The organism is Acidithiobacillus sp. TH-A67 (assembly GCF_057473545.1).
Genome location: NZ_JBYCKU010000069.1, coordinates 1 through 19,182, shown reverse-complemented (window position 1 = coordinate 19,182; position 19,182 = coordinate 1). Strand labels below are relative to the sequence as shown.

The window sequence follows — 19,182 nt, the reverse complement described above, 5'->3', positions numbered from 1 at the left end:
AGGACAGCGTCATGAAATTGTTTCCTACCCTGGGGCTCCTTGCCGTGGCCGCAACGTTGGCAGGATGTGGCTCAGCAACCAACAACGGCCTGCTACCCTCCGGACCGGTAATGCCGTCACTGCCGCAGCCCGTTTCCCAGCCGGCACCGTCAACTGCTGCGCCGGTAGTGCCGAAGGTGAAGTTGCCGCAGGTAGCCAAGAAACCCGCATCCTCGATCCGCGAGGAGAATCTGCCGACCCAAACCCTGTCGTCCCAGGCGAGTGCTCCGGCAACCGTGGTTCCCGAAGCGAAAACGGTGACTCCCATGGTGAACAGCGCAGCGAAAATCAACAGCAGCGATTTTGCGCAGAGCTGGACCCAGGACCTTGCCAGTGCCCGGCAGCAGAGCACTTCTTGCATTGGTGAGAGTGGTGCACAACGCTCGGCTTGTTGGCAGGGCGTCTCCAACTGGGCGCAGGCCCGGGCGGCAAGCTATGGATCGGCAGCCAAGATTTTGACCGGCGCGCAGGCGGAACAGGCAGGCGCAGCACAAAAGTTTTTCCAGACTACCAGTCAGTGGGCCAGCGCGTGTAGCAGTCTCTCGGCAGAGGATTGCGCCAAATCTCCGCTGATAGCACAGATCCAGCAATGGAAGTTGTCGGTGGGCATTTCCGCAGGGAGTGGGAAGTAAAGCTGGTGGACGGCGCCTCGTGCTGCAGGCGCCTGCCCGCCTTTAAAGCTTGGCGTAGGAGTGCAATCCTCCCAAGAAAAGATCCACACCAATGAAGCAGAAGGTGACGGTCAGCAGACTGATGACCGACCACCAAGCCAGGGTTTTTCCCGTCGGCCGATGCTGTGGGCTACGGCCCCGTAAATGCAAGTAGGCGGCGTAGTTGAGCCACACGATCAGTGCCCAGGTTTCCTTGGGATCCCAGGACCAGAAGCTGCCCCAGGCCTTGGCTGCCCATACGGCACCGAGAATGGTGCCGGCGGTAAAGAACAGAAAACCAAAGGTCACCATGGCCGCCATGATGCGTTCCAGTTTGTTGAGATCAGGTAAGCGCTCTACCAAAGGACTGCCCAGGCGTTCTGCTCGCTGGCGCAGCAGATAGGCAAGGCCAACCATCGCCGCCAGATAGAAATTGGCATAGGCAACGAATTCGCAGGGCACATGCAGCTTGATCCAGAAGCTGTTCAAGGCCGGCACGATGGGCTGGATCTGGTTCTGGTGATAGGCGATCCCGACCCAAATCAGAAAGATATCTGCTGCCAGAATCATCGGCATGGCAAAGGCGCCCAGGCCACGACGCTTGCCCTGCGCTTCGTAGTACAGATAGAACAGGGCAGTAACGGTGCAGAGCAGCACCATGGCATCATACATGTTGGTGACCGGTATGTGGCCCCAGGATGGATGCCCTACGTAGGTCTCTTTCCAGCGGATGGCGAGTCCGGCAAAGCCGAGCACGGTTGCCAGCCAGGCAAAGCGATGGCCGCGGTCGCCAGCACTCTGCGAGCCGGCATAGAGATACCAGTAATAGCTGACCGCACTGACGAGAATGGCACCGCTCATCCAGTAGAACATCGCTGTGCTTTGGAAAACATAGCGAAGCAGAAGGCTGTCGGCGGCGGTATAACCAGCCATGTAGAGACCAACGCCGGGCGCCGCGACTACGAGAATGGCGAAAAACAGGCGGCGGAAGGCCGGCCAGTGCCAACCAAACCAAAGGAGTCCGGTGTACCAGATCCCTAGGGTGATGTACTGCCACATCCAGAAATCGGCACGAAAAACCGCCCAGACGGCAAAGGCCCCCGCGGTCAATGCCACCGCCCAAAGGCGTTGCCAGAGGCGTTGTTCCCGTGCCCCCTGCGGAAAGGCGAACCATTGACGAAGCTCACTGACATCAACTGACATCGTCAATCCTCCTCAGGGTCGATAGCCCGGGACATTCATCTTGATCCCGTTGCTTAGGTAACTCATGAAATAGTCCAGATCACGATACTCTGGGCTACCCAGTTTTTGCGGTGCGGCGCCAACCTTTTTGTCGCAGCCCTGGAAACGCTTTTCAAAGGTATTGACGGCGCTCCAGGAGGCGCGATAGGTCGGGTAGTGCGCGCTTTGTCCGAGCACCGGCGAGATGATCTGTCCGCGCAGGTATTTTCCGGCATAGGCTACGTGGCAACTCGCGCAGCTAAAATTGAGTTGTCCACGATGCATGAAGTAATAGGCCTTTCCTTCCTCAAAGGCGCGCACGGCTCCACGGCCCACTACCTTGACATCGGTAGGCATGCCATTGGAAAGAGAGCCAAAATAGGTCTCCAGGGCAATCAGATCACTGCTGCCGTACTTTAGTGGCGGCAGATGGTTGTCTGCCCGGCAGGCATTGATGCGCATGGCAGCGGTGACGACTTGATGGGTCTTGTCGCTGTAATATGGATAGCCAGCGGCAACACCCTTGCCGCCATCAGGAAAGCAGGAGGCGTAGGTTTTGCCATCCGGAAACTTGGTTTCCCAAAGCTTTTTCCCCTGGCTCAGGGTAAGATCGCCGGGATTGAATTGTATGGCCTGTTGATATTGTTCATAGTCCTGTTTGTTGAAGGCATAACTCCCGAGCGCGTATTGTTCGAGGCTCATCTTGGGGAATTGTTCCTTGAAATATTGATGAAAATCTTGCAGCGTCTTTTGCGGGCCAACCTTGGTATTGCCTAGTTGCCACCAATCGATGGCGTTGGCAGAGAGGGCAGCACTGCCAAGTGCCAAGCCCAAGCTTACGGAAAGAATTCGTTTTGCGTATTTCATGGCGTTTCTTCCGGTGTGAAATGATTACTTTTGAAGGGACCAAAGATAATCCGCAACCAGTTCGAGTTGATGATGAGTCAATACCTTGTTTTTGCCGAATTGTGGCATGTTTATGTGGGGTATGGTTTTTTCCGGATCGTAGAGAAAATTTACCAGCTTTTGCCGGTTGTGAAAGACAATCTTGAAGGGAAAATGGGTCAGATCCGGTCCCACGTTGCCCGCCATGGTTCCTCCGGGGAGTACGTGGCAGGCAAGACAATTGCCTTCGGCACGATTGAAGGCAATGGACTTGCCTGCGGCAATATCGGCGGCGCTGGGAGCGGCGATGGCGGCAGCGGGCAAGGCGATAGCGCTGAGCAAGAGTAGGATACGAGAGCTTTGATGAAACATGATGTTCTCCTTTCACTGTGATTTAGGTTCGGAGCTCCTCGGTGATTTCGAGGAATTCCTGGTGAAAATCCTCAGGATTGCGCGAACTGTCGCCACTTATGCATAATTTATTGGCAGCCTTCTGACGAATCCACAGACGCTTACGTGGCACGTAGAAGAGGATGAATATGCCGCCAACCAGTAGAAAACATGCAGCATAGACAATCTGCATTCCGGGGTATTTCGTCATCTCGAGGCCTGCCGACCACTGCAAGTCAAGGTGATGCAGGGTGACCAGAAAGGGTAAGGGATAGTCATGCAGGCCGCGCAACGCGATGAGGCTGGCCCGCAGAAAATTGGAGCGTTCCAGCGGCGTCAGTTGCACATTCTGTGCTTCCGCGACCTGTCGTAGGGTCCCCCGGAAAACCGTTGAACTCGCGTTCGCGCCCTGGGCGGCGGCATTTTCCAGGGCGCCTAGGTAATGCACGAATAACCCGATTCCGCCCCGCGCTCCTTCGGGAATCGCCAGATAATGTTCTATCCCATTACCCTGCTGATGGTAGGCAAGCAGTAAAAAATGCTCTCCGTGTCGCTGCAGAGCGCGCAAATAACTCTTGTAGATCCAGCTTTCGCCCGTCTTGCGGTCGGTCACCTGGTACCGGACGATGGGGCCCACGTTGATCATGCTGTGTCCTGGACGTTCTGCCAGTCCCAGATCCTTACGCGGAATGGTATTGTTGATTTTTAATTTCTCGACTGTCAACTCGTAATTATCGGAATCAGCACGTAGTCTCTGGCCAACGCGTACGTCAAAGGTGTTGGCCGGTAGTTCAGGATCGAGCAGGGAGTGACTCTGAAATTGCAGCACCGAGCGACTGTCGTTGTACGAAGTCTGATAGATACTGACACCGTCGTAAGTCAACGGATGGTTGGGATAGGCGATGCCAGTATGTAGTAATTTTCCGTGCGCGTTGTATAAAGAAATGCGGGAAATGAAACTTTTGGCAATACCATTGCGGTAATGGGTGATGGTAAAATGATCGAGATGGACGATAAAAGGAAGGCGCTGTACCAGAAATCCATCACCAATCAGCTCAAACATGGCGTTCACGCTCTGTCCCACAGGAATGCTGATGATGCCACGGAAGGCGCTGTCATTGGCGGGAAGCCAATCCTTTTGGGGGATTTTCGCTAGCGGTAATGCAAAATTGCTCAGTGGCGAAATGGAGCCAAACCACTCCCGTATTTTCAGTGGTAAATTGGCGTTATATAGTGCACCGGCACAGAACATAATGATGGCAAAATGAGTAAAAATATAACCGAGGCGATAAAATCTGCCTTTCTGTGCCAGGATGACTTCCTGCCCATCCGGCCCTGCAAGGGTATGGGGGCGATATCCTCTTTCCCGCAAGATGCCTCCCCATCGCGCAAGGGAGCCACTGTCTGACGCTACACTGATTTCTGCCTGTTCCGCGCGGCTAGCCAGAAATTTCTGACTGGATAGGCGCCTGGGTAGCGCCATGTCGCGCAGCATGCTGGGCGTATTGCGGGCGAGGCAGGATGCCGTGGACAACACCAGAACAGCGACCAGGCCGATATACCAACCGCAGCGATAGACATCGTACAGATCAAGATCGGCAAAGACGCGATACCAGAACGGACCGAATTGTGCGACGTATTGATGGTAGCTCACCTGTTGCGCAAGAATGGTACCAATGATCGAGGCAATGGCGACGAAGAGCAGCAGGTGAACTGCCAGACGCATGGAAACCAGTGCCTGCCAGACAAGGCGGGCGCTGGCGCTCCAATGGCGTCGAGCGAGCGGCTCAGGAAGCGAGGGGCTGTGCTCGATCGCCATGATCGGAACCCTTCAGTAGCCAGATTTGATAGAGGCTGACGGCCATCCCGATGAGAACCACGGGACATGAGAAAATGCCGCCGAGCAAGACCAACCATACGAAATCCGGGCTTTGCTTGGTCAGGAACCAGCCGGCGAAGTCGATGAAAAATGCCAGGAAGGGAACGGCAATGAAAAAGACTTTTACTCCCTTAGGGCTTCTTGTGCGCGCAAAGATCCAGCCAGCAATCCAGAAGATCACCCCCAGGGTGGTCAAATGAATCATGCCATTCATCAGCATTGCAGAGTAGGGCATGCCCATATCGACCTTGGCCTGTTTTTTCAGCAAGTCGAAAGTGCCAATGTCCGGCATGCCAATGCTGTGACACTTTAGACACGAGGCGTTGATCAGTGGCCGCACATTCTTGTCGTAATCCGTGCGACTCTCGCCATTGGCGATCCAGTGATTGACCGCTGACAGCATCTTCGGTTTTTCTGCAGCCGGGACCCGGGCCATGGACATCATCGCTGGCAACATGGTCTGCAATTTGCTGGAGCTGCGGTTGCCATAGTAGTGGACGACCAGATCTTGCATCGAAATGCCGGGCTTGCCATCTGCACCGTGGATCACGAAGTAGGTATAGGCCTCCGCTGACAGGAGGCCAAGGCCGACCAGAAAGATGAACCCCGTATATAGCAGCTTTTCGATGAAGGGCAGATCGGGCAGGGGTTTCATTGGTAACGTCCTCAGAGGTCATATTCCTTGGGGAAGGCTATACCGGGATTTCCACGCATATTTTTGGTCAGCACGGGCAGGTCGCGATGGTCAACGCGGACGGTTTTCTGGTCCTTCAGCCATTTCGCAAAAATATCCCAGACCGGCGTTCCCTCGACCTTTTGCATAGCCGCCCAGCCAGCGACTTTGTATTTTTTGTTGGCGTGCACCAGCTTACCGCCAACACGGAGATCGGAGATTCGCTTGTTGATGGTTTCCGAGGGATCAAAGGTATATTGAATATTCCCCACCCGAATCATATCGCCACCCTGAATGTAATAGGGATCGGGATTGAAAAGGTTGTCCGCCACCTGCTCCATGACGTTCTTGAGTTCGGCTCCAGTATATTCAGTGACGGTCACTTGCGGATAGGTGATGGCGGTTTGCCCCATGACATCTTCCATGGTGATGGTTTCCCCGGGGAGCTTGGTATAGCCCCAGCGGAAGCCCGGAGAGAAAGCGGCCTCGCAATCCATTTCTTCGCGTAGCGCATTACAGATCAACTGGTCGAAAGTGCCGTTGAAATTGTCGCGACGGTAGAGCAGGCTCTCGCTGACCGCCATCGGTTCCGCCAGTTTTTTTGCATAGGGTGCGCGGACCTTGGCGATATATTCGTCCATTTCCTTGTCCGCAGGAATCATGTTCGAAAGAATAGGTAAATAATGGAAACGCCAACCTTTCAGTTTTCCCTTGCCGACATCGAGGTCAAAGCGTGCCAGAAATTTGCCATTGGTACTGGTATTGATGACAATCGTCTTGTTGACCATTACCGGCTTTGGTCCCATGATTTCATGAGTATGTCCCCCCAGAATGATATCGATCCCATGGACTTGGGAAGCCATCTTCTTGTCTACATCAGCACCGTTGTGGGAAAGTACCACTACAACGTCAGCGCGGTGTTTTTCTCGACATTCATTGACCATTTTCTGCATGTGCTCAGGATGGATGCCGAATGACCATTTTGGAATGAAGTACGCGGGATTGGCGATCGGTGTGAAGGGGAATGATTGACCGATTACTGCCACCTTTACGCCATTCACTTCGCGGATGTCATAGGGATCAAACACTAGCTCATCCCAGGGAATAGTGAAGACGTTTTGCGAAAGGAATTTTGCCTTGAGTTTATTTTTCAGTAGATACTCGACCCGCTCGGCACCATAGGTGAATTCCCAGTGGCCCACGAAATAGTCTTCTTTCAGCAAATTCTGCGCGCCGACCATATCCTCGCCGCGCGTCCATAGGCTGGTTGCCGAGCCCTGCCAGGCATCGCCGCCATCAAAGAGCAGGGTACGATCGGCACCTACCTGCTCACGGTAGCGCTTCACCAGGGTGGCAATATGGGAGTAACCGCCGATCTTCCCGTACTTGTGGGCCAAGGCATCAAAGTCCAGGCACGACAGCGCGTACCCTTCTGGAGTCCCCGCCTTGATGCCGTAGTAGTCCAGTTTGTAATTGCCCACCAGATGGGGCGTTACTCCCCATTCATGCTGCTTGCGGGTGCCGATATTGGTGCCCGGTTCGCGCCACCAGACAGGAAGCAGTTGGGCATGGGTATCGGTGATGTGGAGTAGGGTGACATTGCCGTACTTAGGGATTTCGTAGGGATCGCTTCCGCTCCCCCAACTCGAAGCTAGTGCCGAAGGCGCGAGAAAACCACTCGCTCCGGCAATGCCCATGATGGCCATAAAATCTCTGCGGCTGATATTCATCTTGCAAAACTCCTCTTCTGTATTTGGCAAAACCGCTGGCTTAGGTCAGCGAATGCGTTTTCTCAGTCCGCGTCACGCGGCGGGTGCAACCCAGCCCGGGATCTTGTGCAATTCGCGGGACATGGGTATCTGCTGAAGGGCCTTGATGACACCATTGTCGACTGCCTCCGTGACCTTTTTGTTGGCGCTGGAGTCGCCGGCGTACGCGCTGCGCTCACCATAGACGATGTAACTGTTCTGTCCGCGACCAAACACCGTCAGATTGAGGGGGCAGGCGGCAGCACTCGGCCAATAGGTGTTTAGCAACTTACTGAAATCATAGGGGTTGCAAAACACGATGGCGCGCACGTCGGAAAAATGAACGGCATCAAAGTCGGGAATCTTGAGGGTCTTCTGCTGCTCTTCGATGAGCTTGAGAATGTTGAGCTTGAGGACGATCTTGTAACCGGCAGCATGGAGATTGCCGTAGATTTCGGCCATTGTGCTGTGAATGGGGAGATCGACCTTCTCCACGTACAGTGGAGCAGCGCAGACCTGCGCTACGGAAAAAACAGTAAAGAGACCAAGTGCGGAAATAGCGGCGGTGATTCGCTTCATAGAGACTCCAAATATCGTTACATAAATATTGTAGCAATATGTATGCCGTAAGGAATGAAAGTTCGGGCGGAATCAGCGCGCAGACGGAAATCTCATAAAAATCAGACGGGTGTTGCTGCTCTGCGGGACTTGAGGAAGAGAATGGTGCCTAGCACGCGGTTGAAGGGGGCTTTGGGATGGACCGAATGGAACAATGAGGCATTGCTCAGGGAACAACGGGGCCGCCGAGGCGGACCCGACCAGATCAGGCCTTGGGGACGTAGATGTCGCACCAGCCCTTGGGATCGATTTTGCCCGCCACGGCCTTGCATTCGCCCATGGCAGTTGGGGTTGAACCGGGAATGAACAGCTTACAGTTGCTGCACATTTCCGAGCCTTTGGGTTTGTCGCGGTAGTTGACTGCCGCCTTGGCCATTTTGTCGGCGGCCATGGCGGGGCTGGTGAAGATCAGTGGGGCGACCGTAGCCGCGCCAACAAACAAGGCACTTTTACGCAACCAATCGCGGCGGTTCATTTTGGGGGTCTCCGTACTCATAGCTAGCTACTCCTGTTGTGATGGAAGCTTTCAAACTATAGCCAAGTCGACAGCAACTTGTATATCGGCGGCTAAAGATAGCGCAGCGAAAGATCCAGGCTTTGCACGTTGCGGGTGATGCTTCCCACGGAGAGATAATCGACACCAGTGGCGGCGACAGCAGCCACCGTGTCCAGGGAGATGTTGCCCGAGGCCTCGAGGGGAATCCGTCCAGCCACGCGCGCCACGGCTTCGCGCAGGGCGGGTACGGAAAAATTGTCGAGAAGCACCATGTCGGCACCGGCAGCGACTGCCTCGTCCAGTTGCTCGAGGGTCTCGACCTCGACTTCGACGCGGGTGAGCACCGGTGCCAAGGCGCGCGCGCGGGCAATGGCCGGGGCAATACCGCCGATGGCCGCCAGATGATTTTCTTTGATGAGGATGCCGTCGAAGAGTCCGAGGCGGTGGTTGTGCCCGCCACCCACACGCACCGCATATTTTTGTGCCAAACGCAGGCCGGGCAGCGTTTTCCGGGTATCTAGCAGGCGCGTCGGACTGCCCCGCAGGCGCTCTACAAAGGCGCGGGTCTGGGTTGCTGTGGCGGAAAGGAGTTGCAAAAAATTCAATGCACTACGCTCAGCACTGAGGAGGGCGGCGGCTGGGCCACGGATGCCACAGAGCGGCTGATTCGGGACAATCTCGGCCCCCTCTGGCACCTCCCAGTCGACCCGCAGATCGGCACTGAGCTGGGCGAAGACTGCCTCGACATAGGGTTGGCCACAAAGCACCCCCGCCTCCCGACTGATGATCCGCGCCTGTAATTCTTGCTGTGGATCGATGAGTGCCGCGCTCAAGTCGCCGCTGCCTAGGTCTTCCGCCAAAGCGCGCTGTACTGATTCCGTGATGTCAGCCGGAAGCATTTTCCCTCCGTGTGCTCGCTACCCATAGCCAGAGGAGACCGATGATCCCTGCCAGTAAAGAGGCCGCCAGAATTCCGACCTTGGCCTCCTCCCGCAGCTCTGCCTGGGTAAAGGCCAACTGGCTGATGAACAGTGACATGGTGAAGCCGATACCACCCAGCCAGGCAGCTCCCAACAGATGCCGCCAGGCAACACCTTGCGGGAGCTTGGCAATCCGCAGGCGCACGGCGAGCCAACTGGCAAGCGAGATGCCGACGAATTTGCCCAGCACCAAACCAAGAACGATGCCCAGGGTCACCGAGCTCCACAGCATCTCCCCGCTCACCTGAGAAAAATCGATCCCGGCATTGGCGAGGGCAAAGACGGGTAGCACCCCAAAGGTTACCCAGGGACCGATATTGTGCTCCAGGCGTTGCTGCGGGGAAATCATTTCTCGGCTCTGCTGGCGCAGTTCTTCCGCGAGCCGGCTGAGCTTGGGGTTGATCAAGGGGTCGAAGCTCTCTTCCTCGCGTAGCAGCCGGCCCAGATTCTCCTCCTGCTCGTGCAGGCAATCGCGCAGTTGCGCAGGGCTCACCTTCCCGCGTGCTGGCAGGGTCATTGCCAGCAGGATGCCAGCGACCGAAGCGTGTACGCCAGATACCAGCAAAAAATACCAAAGCAAAGTTCCCAGCAAGAGATAGGGAAGGGGACGGCGAATACCCCCCTGGTTGAGCAGCAGGAGAACGAGGAAAATCCCCCCAGATACGGCTAGCGACCATCCGTCGATATGGGAGGTATAGAATATGGCAATGACGAGCACCGCGCCCAGATCATCGGCAATGGCGAGGGCCGTCAGGAAGATGATGAGATTGCGCGGCACGCGCCAGGCCAGTAGCACCAAAATGCCAATGGCAAAGGCGATATCTGTCGCCATGGGGATACCCCAACCGGCGTGGGCTGGGCCAGAGCCATTCAGGAGGGAGTAGAGCAGGGCGGGAACTAGCATACCACCGGCAGCCGCCACGATGGGCAGGATGGCATCACTGATTTTGGCCAGTTCGCCCACCAGCAATTCACGCTTGAGCTCCAAGCCGACTACGAAGAAAAAAACCGCCATCAGTGCATCATTGACCCAGTCTTGCAGGTCATGATCGAGGCTCCAAGCGCCAAAATGCAGACTGAAATGCTGATGCCAGAAATGGTGATAGGCATCATGCAGGGCGGAATTGCTGAGGATCAAGGTCAGTACGGTGACGCCGACAAGAACTATGCCGCCGGCGGTCGCGCGGCGAAGGAATTGCTCAAAGGGCGTCAGCACCTTGCCGAAGAGGATCTCCAGGGGGTACGGACGTTCCTGGGGGAAGCTTTGAGGACGCTCAGACTGCATGGCCGAAATTCCGACACTTTTCTAGCGCAAGGCGTCCAGTCGCTGGCGTTGCTCCGCCAGTTCCTGTAGCGCAGCGCTGAGTTCCTGCACCCGCAACTCTTCCTTGGCAACTACCTCGGCGGGTGCACGTTCCCGAAAGCTCGGTTGCGCCAGACGACCTTGCACCTTTTCCCGTTCTGCCCGAAGCCGCGCTTCCTCCTTGCTCAGGCGTTGATATTCCGCATCGACATCGATGAGGCCCGCCAACGGTACATAAATTCGCAAGTCTCCGAGCAATTGCAGGGCTGCCGGCGGTACCTCTGTTCCTTGCTCCAGCCACTGCGGTTCCGTGCAACGGGCCAACTGCCGCAGCCACGGCAGCAGGTCCTGCAGACGTTTATGGTCGCTGTCCGTGCCGGCTTGCAGAAGCACCGGTAGCTCACGGCTGGGGGCGATATCCATCTCGCCACGAACCGAGCGTAGGCTCCCCACAAAACCCATCAGCCAGTCGAGATCCTGATCGGCTTGCGCATCTACCCGCTGCAGGTCCGCCTTTGGATACGGTGCCAGGGCGATCGTGTTTCCTTCCTTGCCCAGACGTTTGGCTACCCGTTGCCAGAGGGTTTCCGTCAGGAAGGGCAGGAAGGGGTGAGCCAGACGTAGAGCGGCTTCGAGGACCGCGAGCAAGGTATACCGGCTGCCACGGATTTGGGCTGCTGAAAAGCCCGATTCCGGCCGCAAGACGGTCTTGCTGAGTTCGATGTACCAGTCACAGTAGTCATTCCAGAAGAACTGGTAGAGGGCATGCGCGGCATCGGCAAAACGATACTGTTCGATGGCGTCATTGACGCTGGCCTCGGCCTCTTGCAGGCGACCGATGATCCAGCGCTCCGGTGCGAGCAACTCGCGTTCGCCCTGCAGATCGGCATCGTCGGGAACCTGCAGCAGGGCAAAACGGGTGGCGTTCCAGATCTTGTTACAGAAGTTACGATTACCTTCCACACGTTTGAGATCGAAGCGTAGATCACGCCCCTGGGTGGCGATGCTGGCAAAGCTGAAGCGCAGCGCATCGGTACCGAAGGCGGGAATACCGTCAGGAAAGTCCTTGCGCGTCGCCTTGGCAATCTTGCCGGCCATCTGCGGTTGCATCAGCCCTTGGGTGCGCTTGGCCACCAAGGCCTCGGCGTCGATGCCATCGATCAGGTCGATGGGGTCGAGGACGTTGCCCTTCGACTTGCTCATCTTTTGCCCTTCACCGTCGAGGATCAAACCATGGACATAAACCTCGCGGAAGGGTACCTGTCCAGTGAAGTGCTGGCCCATCATGATCATGCGGGCGACCCAAAAGAAGATGATGTCGAAGCCTGTCACCAGTACCGAGGTGGGATAGAATTCCTGCAGATCTGCCGTTTGCTCGGGCCAGCCGAGGGTAGTGAAGGGCCACAGGGCTGAACTGAACCAGGTATCGAGCACATCCGGATCGCGTTCCAGGGGCACTGGCATGCCATAGTGTTGGGCGGCGCTGCGCTGGGCTTCTTCGGCGCTGCGCGCGACGAAGATCTTGCCGTCCGGACCGTACCAGGCGGGGATCTGATGCCCCCACCACAGTTGCCGGGAAATGCACCAGTCTTCGATGCGCTCCATCCAGTCGAAATAGGTGCGGGACCAGTTTTCGGGTACAAAGCGGATGCGGCCGTCGCGCACTACCTCCGTCGCCACTTCGGCCAGGGGCCCGACGCGCACATACCACTGGTCCGTGAGATAGGGCTCGATGACCGCCTGGGAGCGGTCACCGCGCGGGATCATGAGGCGGTGCTCCTCGGTCTGCACCAGGCTTCCCTCTGCCTCGAGCAGGGCAAGGAGGCGTTTACGCGCGACGTAGCGGTCGAGACCACGCAGCTCGGCGGGGATTGCCGTGTTATCGATGTGACCAGTGACCACTTCGATCTCTTCCCGGATGCGGGCATCTGGCGTGAAGATGTTGAGTAGTGGCAGATGATGACGTTGGCCAACCTGATAGTCATTGAAATCGTGTGCTGGGGTGATCTTGACACAGCCGGAGCCAAACTCCGCCTCGACATAGTCGTCGGCGATGATGGGGATTTCCCGCCCGGTAATCGGCAGGCGCAGGGTCTTGCCGATCAGCTCCCGATAGCGCTCATCTTCGGGGTGCACGGCCACCGCCACATCGCCGAGCAGGGTCTCGGGACGGGTGGTGGCGACCACCAGGCTGCCGGAGCCGTTACTGAGCGAATAGCGGATGTGCCACAGTTTACCGGCCTCTTCGCTGCTGATGACTTCGAGATCGGATACCGCGGTCTGCAAGACCGGGTCCCAATTGACCAAGCGCTTGCCACGATAGATCAGCCCCTCCTCGTGTAGCCGCACAAAGACCTCGGTCACGGCATGGGAGAGTCCCTCGTCCAGGGTGAAGCGCTCCCGCGACCAGTCGCAGGAGGCGCCAAGGCGGCACATCTGTCGGCTGATGTTGCCGCCGGATTCTTCCTTCCACTGCCAGACCTTCTCCAGAAAGGCGCTGCGTCCGAGTTGATGTCGCTTCTCCCCCTGCGCCTCCAGACGGCGTTCCACTAGCATTTGGGTGGCGATGCCGGCGTGGTCGGTGCCGGGCTGCCAGAGCGTGCGCTTCCCCTGCATTCGTGCCCGGCGGATGAGGATGTCCATCAGGGTGTCCTGAAAGGCATGACCCATATGCAGGGTGCCGGTAACATTGGGCGGCGGCAGCATGATGCAGTACGGGGCGCCATCGCCGCGTGGGCGGAACACCTGCTGCTCCTCCCAGAGCTGATAACAGGCACTTTCGATGTCGGCCGGCGCAAACGGGCGGTCGAGGGAATCGCTCATGGAACTTCCTCAGGAGTCTGTGGATGGATGGGCGTCTTCGCCCAGGGTCGGGGTGAGGGCATCATCCAGCCCTTCATGCAGAACACGCTGCAAAATTTCGGGCAGTACGCCGTGAATTTCCTGTGCCACCGTCTCGCGCAGACGAATGCCCTCGAGGGCAAGGCTGCGCATGATCGCCAGACTCACCTGCTCCTTCCAAGTCTTCTGCAGATGCTGGGTAATCTTTTCTTCCAGCTCCGCCACCACCCGGCGCTCCACCTCCTGAAACAGGAGCGTCTCGAACTGACGCAGGAAGTCGCCATCGAAGAGCAATGGGTCTGGAGTTGCCGTGGGATTTTTTGCTACGCCAAGCTCGGTCTTTTCGGAGGGAGGCATTGCGGTTTTGCTGTTTACCTCGGAAGCCCCGGTAACTTCGGTGTAGTGCGCACTTCTTGCCGGGACTGGAGCAACGGCACTCAGATCGTGATTCTCCATGGCGGCAACATCGTCATGAGGAGCCGCAACCGATCCGCTGTCCGCGACGGGCGGAAGGGCCTCTGCGCTGGGGGGGACCGTCGTCTCCGGCGCCGGCTCGCCATGCATCGGATCGGCTAACTCTGCCTCCGGCTCCGGTGCCGAGCTTTCTGGGGCGGGTTCTGCGGGATAGCGGAAGGACATATGGCGAATCTTCTCGAGTGCTTTCGCCAGCTCCGTCTCCTCCATGCTCTCCGCGGGCTCGGTCTGCTGATGCTCGGCCTCGTGATCGGTGTACATTGGGGCCGATGGTTCCACGGCTAGGGACGACTTTCCCTCAGCGGGCGCCGGGCCTTCCTCCTGAGGTGTTTTTTCTGGGGAGTGCGTCCTGCGCCGCCATAGAGGCGGCGGCAGACCTTCACGGACGAGATCCTGTAATAACAATGGCTCAGTCCCCTCCGGGAGCTCTTCCTCATCCAGAACGGGCTCGCGACGATCATGTACGGTCATGGACTTTCTCCCTCATACTTCCAGTGGGAACAACTGGATATTGAATCCTGCTTGTTTGCATTGCCGATAGCGCGCGCGTGCCGCAGCGCGTTCTTCCTCAGCGCCAGGAATAAAGTCGATGAGACGCCGTGTGCTGTCAAGTACCGGCAGCTCTCGTGGCCACTCCAGGAGGACCAGGGCGCGGGCGTCGCTACGCCCGTGCTGGGGGTCGGCAAAGAGGTAGACCGGCTCATTGGCGGCCTGCCCATGGGGTAGGAAAACGCCCGCATGAAAGGTCCAGAGCAGATCGTCATAAACGCCAAGGACCTCCGCATCTGCCGCCAATACGTCCACCTTTCCCAGTACCTGCCAAGCCTTGGTGATGACCCGACAGATCGCGCGCCGACTTTCTAGCAGGGTCAGCGGAACAACGGGAAGCTGGTAGAAATTGGCGGTGCCGGTCATCGCGGCGCCTTACGCCAGCGCGCGCTGGCGCAAGAAGTGCACCAACAACGGCACCGGACGCCCGGTTGCGCCCTTGTTCTCGCCACTCTGCCAAGCCACTCCGGCAATGTCCAGGTGTGCCCAACGATAGTCTTCGGTAAAGCGCGACAGGAAACAGGCGGCGGTGATGGTACCGGCCGGGCGTCCTCCCACGTTGCTGAAGTCGGCAAAGGGGCTCTTGAGCTGCTCCTGATATTCCTCAAAGAGCGGCAACTCCCACGCGCGGTCCTGGCTGCTGCGACCGGCATGCAGCAATTCCGCGACTAGACCTTCGTGATTGCCCAGCACCGCCGCCGTCTGGTGTCCGAGAGCAATGATACAGGCCCCGGTCAGGGTGGCCATGTCGATGACGACATCGGGATGGAAGCGCTTGGCATAAGTGAGGGCATCTGCCAGGATCAGCCGCCCCTCGGCATCGGTGTTGATGATTTCAACGGTGAGCCCGGCCATGCTGCGATGGATATCACCAGGCTTGGTGGCCTGCCCGTCTGGCAGATTTTCCGATGCGGGCACGATGACCGTGATATTGAGCGGCAGTTTGAGGTCTGCAGCTGCCTGGATGGCCGCAAGGGCAGCGGCGCCACCACACATGTCGTACTTCATTTCGTCCATCTTGTCGGCAGGCTTGAGGGAAATGCCGCCGGCATCAAAAGTCAGCCCTTTGCCAACGAGGACGATGGGCGCGGCATCCTGGGCGCCACCGCGGTAGTGCAATACAATCAGCCGCGGTTCCTGACGCGAGCCTTGGGCTACCCCGAGCAGAAGATGCATGCCGAGCTCCCGCATCTCCACTGGCCCCAAAATCTCCGCCTCGATGCCGCGGCTGCTTGCCATCTCTTGCGCCTGTTCCGCGAGCCAGGTCGGGGTACAAATATTGCCCGGCTGGTTGGCCAGATCGCGCGCCCAATCACTGGCCTGGGAAATCGCATGGGCAACCGCCAGCGCCTGCTGCATTTCCCTCTCGGCCTCGGCGTCCAATTTCCCCGCGACCAGAACGCGGATGTTTTCCAGGCTGCGACGAGGATGCTTGGCCGGTTCCTTGTGCTGATCAAAGCGATACTGGGCATCGAGGATACCGCGCAGCCAGAGTTCCATTGCCGCGGCAGGACTGCGACGCGCGACGGCGACATCCCCCAGCGCGAGACACAATTCCGTCAGTTGCGCACGGGCGACCGCTTGCCCCAGGCTGCGGGCAGCCTTCTGTAATTTTCCTTCGGCAAGCTTTTCGCCGCCACCGACGCCGACCAGCAGGACGCGCTCGGCGCCAACATTAGGTACGCCATAGAGCAGCTGACATTGTCCTGGCTCCGCCGTAAAATCGCCGCTGGCGAGAAAGCGACTGAGAAAGCCGTCGCTCTGTTCATCGATTTTTTGGGCGTTTGACCCGAGCTGGCCGTTTTCGTGACAGGCAAGCACCAGGCAAGCGCAAGACTCCGATAAGGTGACGTTCTGCTGCAAAGAAATTTCCACGGTTTGCCTCCGGCGGGTATACGATTGATCAATCTCTATAGGGTACACCAGGGTAACATCCACAAGCCAACGGCAGGGCGGCAATCATGACCTTATCCAGACTACCCCTCTGGCCGGGCGAACGGATCGCTGCGCATGTTTTGCGCTCGGTACTGAGTTATTTTCTGATTGCCTGTGTCGTTGTTTTGGCTTTGCTGGCCATTGGGCAGTTGACGCAGATCCTGCAACAAGTGGCCTCCGGTCAGTTGCCACTACAAGTGGTTCTGCAGTTGCTGGGTCTGAGTATGCCTACTCTCTTGGTAACCGTTCTCCCTTTGGCGCTCTTCTTTGCTGTCTATCTGGCCTTTTCCAACCTCTATCGTCACAACGAGATGATGGCAATCCATGGCGCCGGCATCGGCTTGCAGAAATTGTTTTGGGGATTGCTGCCAAGCGTTTTTCTCCTCGTACTGCTGGAGGCGGGCCTTGCCCTATGGTGGGCGCCAGCTTCGCAGCAGCGTTTACAGGACGAGAGCGCCCGTCTGGCAGCGGCGGCAGCACAGGCTTTGATTCATCCCGGTAGTTTTGCGCATCTTCCGGACGGTCGAGTGATCTACGTTGGCCAGGGGGCCGGGGCCAAGGACCGCTATCAGGAAATCTTTATCGATCTGTCGCAAGTTGGTGCGCCGGATTATGCGACCGCCGCCTTTGGTGAAATACAAATCAACCATCACGGGGGCGTCTCGTTACTGCTGATCGATGGCCGGCGATATCTGGGACAACCCGGCCAGGCAGGCTACAAGATCTGGAGCTTTGCCCGATATCGCGTCGATTTGGCAGCGCCCCGATCGGAGGGTTCCGCAACTTCCTGGACAGCCTTGTCCTTGCCGGATCTGTTTGCGCGGCTGGGGCGCCCGGACCAACACGCCCACGCCCTGGCAGAACTCGAGTGGCGTATCTTCTGGCCATTGTTCCTGCCCATCGTGGTGCTGCTGGCTATTCCCCTTGCCTATGCCGAGCCGCGCCACCCTGGCCGGGCGGGGGGGGTCTTGCTGGGGATCCTGCTCCTGCTGGGCGCGAACAATCTCTTGGTGGCCTTGAAGGAAAATTTGATCCAGGGAAAGATTCCTCCCTTCCCGGGTCTGTTCTGGACCTGGATTCTGCTGGCGGGACTTGCCGCCTATCTGTTTTATCGGCGGCAGGCCGATTTACCCTTACTGCCAGCCTGGATGCGTGGGGTAGCATCGTGAAGCGCGCCGATGCGCTGTTGTTTCGTGGCATGTTGTTCTACAGCGGTCTGGTTCTGATCATATTGCTTGCCATGGTCTTTGTCGCACAACTGATCGCCAAGGCCTCCGGGCCTGGACATGGACATTGGAGTATCGGTCTGTTGTTCCGCTACGTGGCCCTACAGATGCCAGAGACGGCGTACACAGTCATTCCACTGGCCCTGCTCATCGGCGCGCTGATCTGGATCAGTATGCTAAACAGCCATTCCGAGATCACGGCCTTACGCATGGCCGGATGGTCTCTCGCACGTTTGCAGCGACCGCTACTGGTTGTAGGTCTGCTGGGAACAATATTGATGTTTGTCCTGGGTCAGTGGATCGTGCCGTACAGCGCTCTGTCTTCCGAACTGCTTTGGGCCAATGCCGGAACTCATAATTTTCAGGAGCTTGGTGATGGTGGCCTGTGGCTGCGCCAGGGGCGGACGCTCATCCGTATCCAACTGGTCGGTGGTAACGGAACGCAGCTGCGACAGATTCGCATCTATTATCCGCAAAGTGGAATGGTGGGTATCGACAAACAAGTGGATGCCCAGGCTGCCAGCTACCAGAATGGGCACTGGACGTTGCAGGGCGTGCGGGAATACCGTTTGGAAGAGCGGTCTGTGCAGGTTCTTAGCGTGGCACATCAGGATTGGTCCGTGCAATTGCAGCCGGAAACCCTGCGCAGTTTTGCCCATCGCACCCGCACCATGACCTTGCAGGCCCTGTGGCGCAACGACCGCGATCTGCAAGGTGGCGTGCTGGCCATGAACCGCTTTGCCCTGGCCTTCTGGCAACGAATCACCTACCCCTGGGTGGGGCTGATCATGATTCTGCTGGTGGTGCCCATGGTCGTGCGCAATCCGCGGGCGGGAGGGGCGTATTATTGGATTGCCGCTGGCCTGGCGCTGGGAATCTCGTTTCATTTCCTGACCCAGATGTCGGGCTTCATCAGCGTTGCCGGTGGCATTCCGCCGTCGCTTGCCACACTCTCACCGATGGCGCTCTACGCGGCGCTGGCCTGGTTTCTGTTCAGACGTCACGGCTGAAAGAAAGCGCGACGGCGGTACCATGCTTGCTCTGGTCACTCTTGTTGCAGCAAACTACCTTACAGTATTCCTGATCTAGGAGCCTTACTGTGAATGAGTCAGTGCTCGTCAGTGCGTTGCAGGAATTTGCTGGTTGGCGCGGTGAGTTGGCGGCATTGGTCGAACAGGTATCTGCTTTTTCGCATCGTCTTGATTTGTTACCCAGTGGAACCATGCTGCGCTTGGAAATGCTGGCGCGAGAAATTCGCGAAGAACGGGTTATTCT

General features: G+C 57.6%; 17 protein-coding genes. 3 read left to right on the top strand and 14 right to left on the bottom strand.

What is annotated here, in order from left to right; all coding sequences use genetic code 11:
• Positions 1–11: 11 nt before the first annotated feature.
• Positions 12–671, top strand: coding sequence for a hypothetical protein (locus AC2VNM_RS11230; RefSeq protein WP_483166651.1), 660 nt, complete (start codon positions 12–14; stop codon positions 669–671).
• 42 nt (positions 672–713) lie between these two features.
• On the opposite strand, the gene ccsB is transcribed toward AC2VNM_RS11230, so the two are convergent.
• The 14 genes from ccsB to AC2VNM_RS11160 all read right to left on the bottom strand — a co-directional run bounded on the left by ccsB (position 714) and on the right by AC2VNM_RS11160 (position 16,621).
• The gene (gene ccsB / locus AC2VNM_RS11225; protein WP_486913332.1) at positions 714–1,892 is read right to left on the bottom strand and encodes a c-type cytochrome biogenesis protein CcsB; all 1,179 of its coding nucleotides are present in this window, start codon (positions 1,890–1,892) and stop codon (positions 714–716) included.
• A 12-nt stretch (positions 1,893–1,904) separates the two neighbouring features.
• The gene (gene soxA, locus AC2VNM_RS11220; RefSeq protein WP_483166649.1) at positions 1,905–2,777 is read right to left on the bottom strand and encodes a sulfur oxidation c-type cytochrome SoxA; all 873 of its coding nucleotides are present in this window, start codon (positions 2,775–2,777) and stop codon (positions 1,905–1,907) included.
• Between the two features lie 24 nt (positions 2,778–2,801).
• Positions 2,802–3,167 carry a sulfur oxidation c-type cytochrome SoxX gene (soxX, locus tag AC2VNM_RS11215; protein ID WP_486913331.1) on the bottom strand — a complete coding sequence of 122 codons (366 nt, stop codon included), beginning with the start codon at positions 3,165–3,167 and terminating at the stop codon, positions 2,802–2,804.
• A gap of 22 nt (positions 3,168–3,189) precedes the next feature.
• Complete coding sequence (locus AC2VNM_RS11210) at positions 3,190–5,004, bottom strand: cytochrome c biogenesis protein ResB (protein WP_486913330.1); 1,815 nt, start codon at positions 5,002–5,004, stop codon at positions 3,190–3,192.
• Positions 4,973–5,719, bottom strand: a complete 747-nt coding sequence (locus AC2VNM_RS11205; RefSeq protein ID WP_483166646.1) for a hypothetical protein — start codon at positions 5,717–5,719, stop codon at positions 4,973–4,975. The genes AC2VNM_RS11210 and AC2VNM_RS11205 overlap by 32 nt, the downstream gene beginning before the upstream one ends.
• Positions 5,720–5,730: 11 nt before the next feature.
• Entirely contained in the window at positions 5,731–7,467 is a 1,737-nt protein-coding gene (soxB, locus tag AC2VNM_RS11200; protein WP_483166645.1) for a thiosulfohydrolase SoxB, read from the bottom strand.
• Between the two features lie 72 nt (positions 7,468–7,539).
• A complete protein-coding gene (locus AC2VNM_RS11195) occupies positions 7,540–8,064 on the bottom strand; it encodes a DUF302 domain-containing protein (RefSeq protein WP_483166644.1) in 525 nt (174 codons plus the stop codon).
• A 244-nt stretch (positions 8,065–8,308) separates the two neighbouring features.
• The gene (locus AC2VNM_RS11190) at positions 8,309–8,599 is read right to left on the bottom strand and encodes a high-potential iron-sulfur protein (protein WP_215870992.1); all 291 of its coding nucleotides are present in this window, start codon (positions 8,597–8,599) and stop codon (positions 8,309–8,311) included.
• A 71-nt stretch (positions 8,600–8,670) separates the two neighbouring features.
• Entirely contained in the window at positions 8,671–9,498 is an 828-nt protein-coding gene (gene nadC, locus AC2VNM_RS11185) for a carboxylating nicotinate-nucleotide diphosphorylase (RefSeq protein ID WP_483189477.1), read from the bottom strand.
• Positions 9,485–10,864, bottom strand: a complete 1,380-nt coding sequence (gene nhaA, locus AC2VNM_RS11180; protein WP_483166642.1) for a Na+/H+ antiporter NhaA — start codon at positions 10,862–10,864, stop codon at positions 9,485–9,487. The genes nadC and nhaA overlap by 14 nt, the downstream gene beginning before the upstream one ends.
• Before the next feature lie 21 nt (positions 10,865–10,885).
• Positions 10,886–13,705 (bottom strand): valine--tRNA ligase, encoded by a 2,820-nt coding sequence (locus AC2VNM_RS11175; protein WP_486913329.1) that lies wholly within the window; start codon positions 13,703–13,705, stop codon positions 10,886–10,888.
• A 9-nt stretch (positions 13,706–13,714) separates the two neighbouring features.
• Positions 13,715–14,668 carry a hypothetical protein gene (locus AC2VNM_RS11170; RefSeq protein WP_483165836.1) on the bottom strand — a complete coding sequence of 318 codons (954 nt, stop codon included), beginning with the start codon at positions 14,666–14,668 and terminating at the stop codon, positions 13,715–13,717.
• Between the two features lie 12 nt (positions 14,669–14,680).
• A complete protein-coding gene (locus AC2VNM_RS11165) occupies positions 14,681–15,112 on the bottom strand; it encodes a DNA polymerase III subunit chi (RefSeq protein ID WP_483165835.1) in 432 nt (143 codons plus the stop codon).
• Between the two features lie 9 nt (positions 15,113–15,121).
• Positions 15,122–16,621: a leucyl aminopeptidase gene (locus AC2VNM_RS11160; protein ID WP_486913328.1), complete on the bottom strand. Its 1,500-nt coding sequence runs from the start codon at positions 16,619–16,621 to the stop codon at positions 15,122–15,124.
• Positions 16,622–16,707: 86 nt separating this feature from the next.
• Here AC2VNM_RS11160 and lptF point away from each other — a divergent pair, with 86 nt between their 5' ends.
• Together lptF and lptG are read left to right on the top strand one after the other, a co-directional pair.
• The gene (lptF, locus tag AC2VNM_RS11155; RefSeq protein ID WP_483165833.1) at positions 16,708–17,850 is read left to right on the top strand and encodes an LPS export ABC transporter permease LptF; all 1,143 of its coding nucleotides are present in this window, start codon (positions 16,708–16,710) and stop codon (positions 17,848–17,850) included.
• Positions 17,847–18,917 carry an LPS export ABC transporter permease LptG gene (gene lptG, locus AC2VNM_RS11150; protein ID WP_486913327.1) on the top strand — a complete coding sequence of 357 codons (1,071 nt, stop codon included), beginning with the start codon at positions 17,847–17,849 and terminating at the stop codon, positions 18,915–18,917. The genes lptF and lptG overlap by 4 nt, the downstream gene beginning before the upstream one ends.
• The last annotated feature ends 265 nt before the right edge of the window (positions 18,918–19,182 follow it).

Bases quoted from the DNA above. Each gene is read 5' to 3' on its own strand.
- AC2VNM_RS11230 (WP_483166651.1), top strand. From the start codon at position 12: ATGAAATTGTTTCCTACCCTGGGGCTCCTTGCCGTGGCCGCAACGTTG.
- ccsB (WP_486913332.1), bottom strand. From the start codon at position 1,892: ATGTCAGTTGATGTCAGTGAGCTTCGTCAATGGTTCGCCTTTCCGCAG.
- soxA (WP_483166649.1), bottom strand. From the start codon at position 2,777: ATGAAATACGCAAAACGAATTCTTTCCGTAAGCTTGGGCTTGGCACTT.
- soxX (WP_486913331.1), bottom strand. From the start codon at position 3,167: ATGTTTCATCAAAGCTCTCGTATCCTACTCTTGCTCAGCGCTATCGCC.
- AC2VNM_RS11210 (WP_486913330.1), bottom strand. From the start codon at position 5,004: ATGGCGATCGAGCACAGCCCCTCGCTTCCTGAGCCGCTCGCTCGACGC.
- AC2VNM_RS11205 (WP_483166646.1), bottom strand. From the start codon at position 5,719: ATGAAACCCCTGCCCGATCTGCCCTTCATCGAAAAGCTGCTATATACG.
- soxB (WP_483166645.1), bottom strand. From the start codon at position 7,467: ATGAATATCAGCCGCAGAGATTTTATGGCCATCATGGGCATTGCCGGA.
- AC2VNM_RS11195 (WP_483166644.1), bottom strand. From the start codon at position 8,064: ATGAAGCGAATCACCGCCGCTATTTCCGCACTTGGTCTCTTTACTGTT.
- AC2VNM_RS11190 (WP_215870992.1), bottom strand. From the start codon at position 8,599: ATGAGTACGGAGACCCCCAAAATGAACCGCCGCGATTGGTTGCGTAAA.
- nadC (WP_483189477.1), bottom strand. From the start codon at position 9,498: ATGCTTCCGGCTGACATCACGGAATCAGTACAGCGCGCTTTGGCGGAA.
- nhaA (WP_483166642.1), bottom strand. From the start codon at position 10,864: ATGCAGTCTGAGCGTCCTCAAAGCTTCCCCCAGGAACGTCCGTACCCC.
- AC2VNM_RS11175 (WP_486913329.1), bottom strand. From the start codon at position 13,705: ATGAGCGATTCCCTCGACCGCCCGTTTGCGCCGGCCGACATCGAAAGT.
- AC2VNM_RS11170 (WP_483165836.1), bottom strand. From the start codon at position 14,668: ATGACCGTACATGATCGTCGCGAGCCCGTTCTGGATGAGGAAGAGCTC.
- AC2VNM_RS11165 (WP_483165835.1), bottom strand. From the start codon at position 15,112: ATGACCGGCACCGCCAATTTCTACCAGCTTCCCGTTGTTCCGCTGACC.
- lptF (WP_483165833.1), top strand. From the start codon at position 16,708: ATGACCTTATCCAGACTACCCCTCTGGCCGGGCGAACGGATCGCTGCG.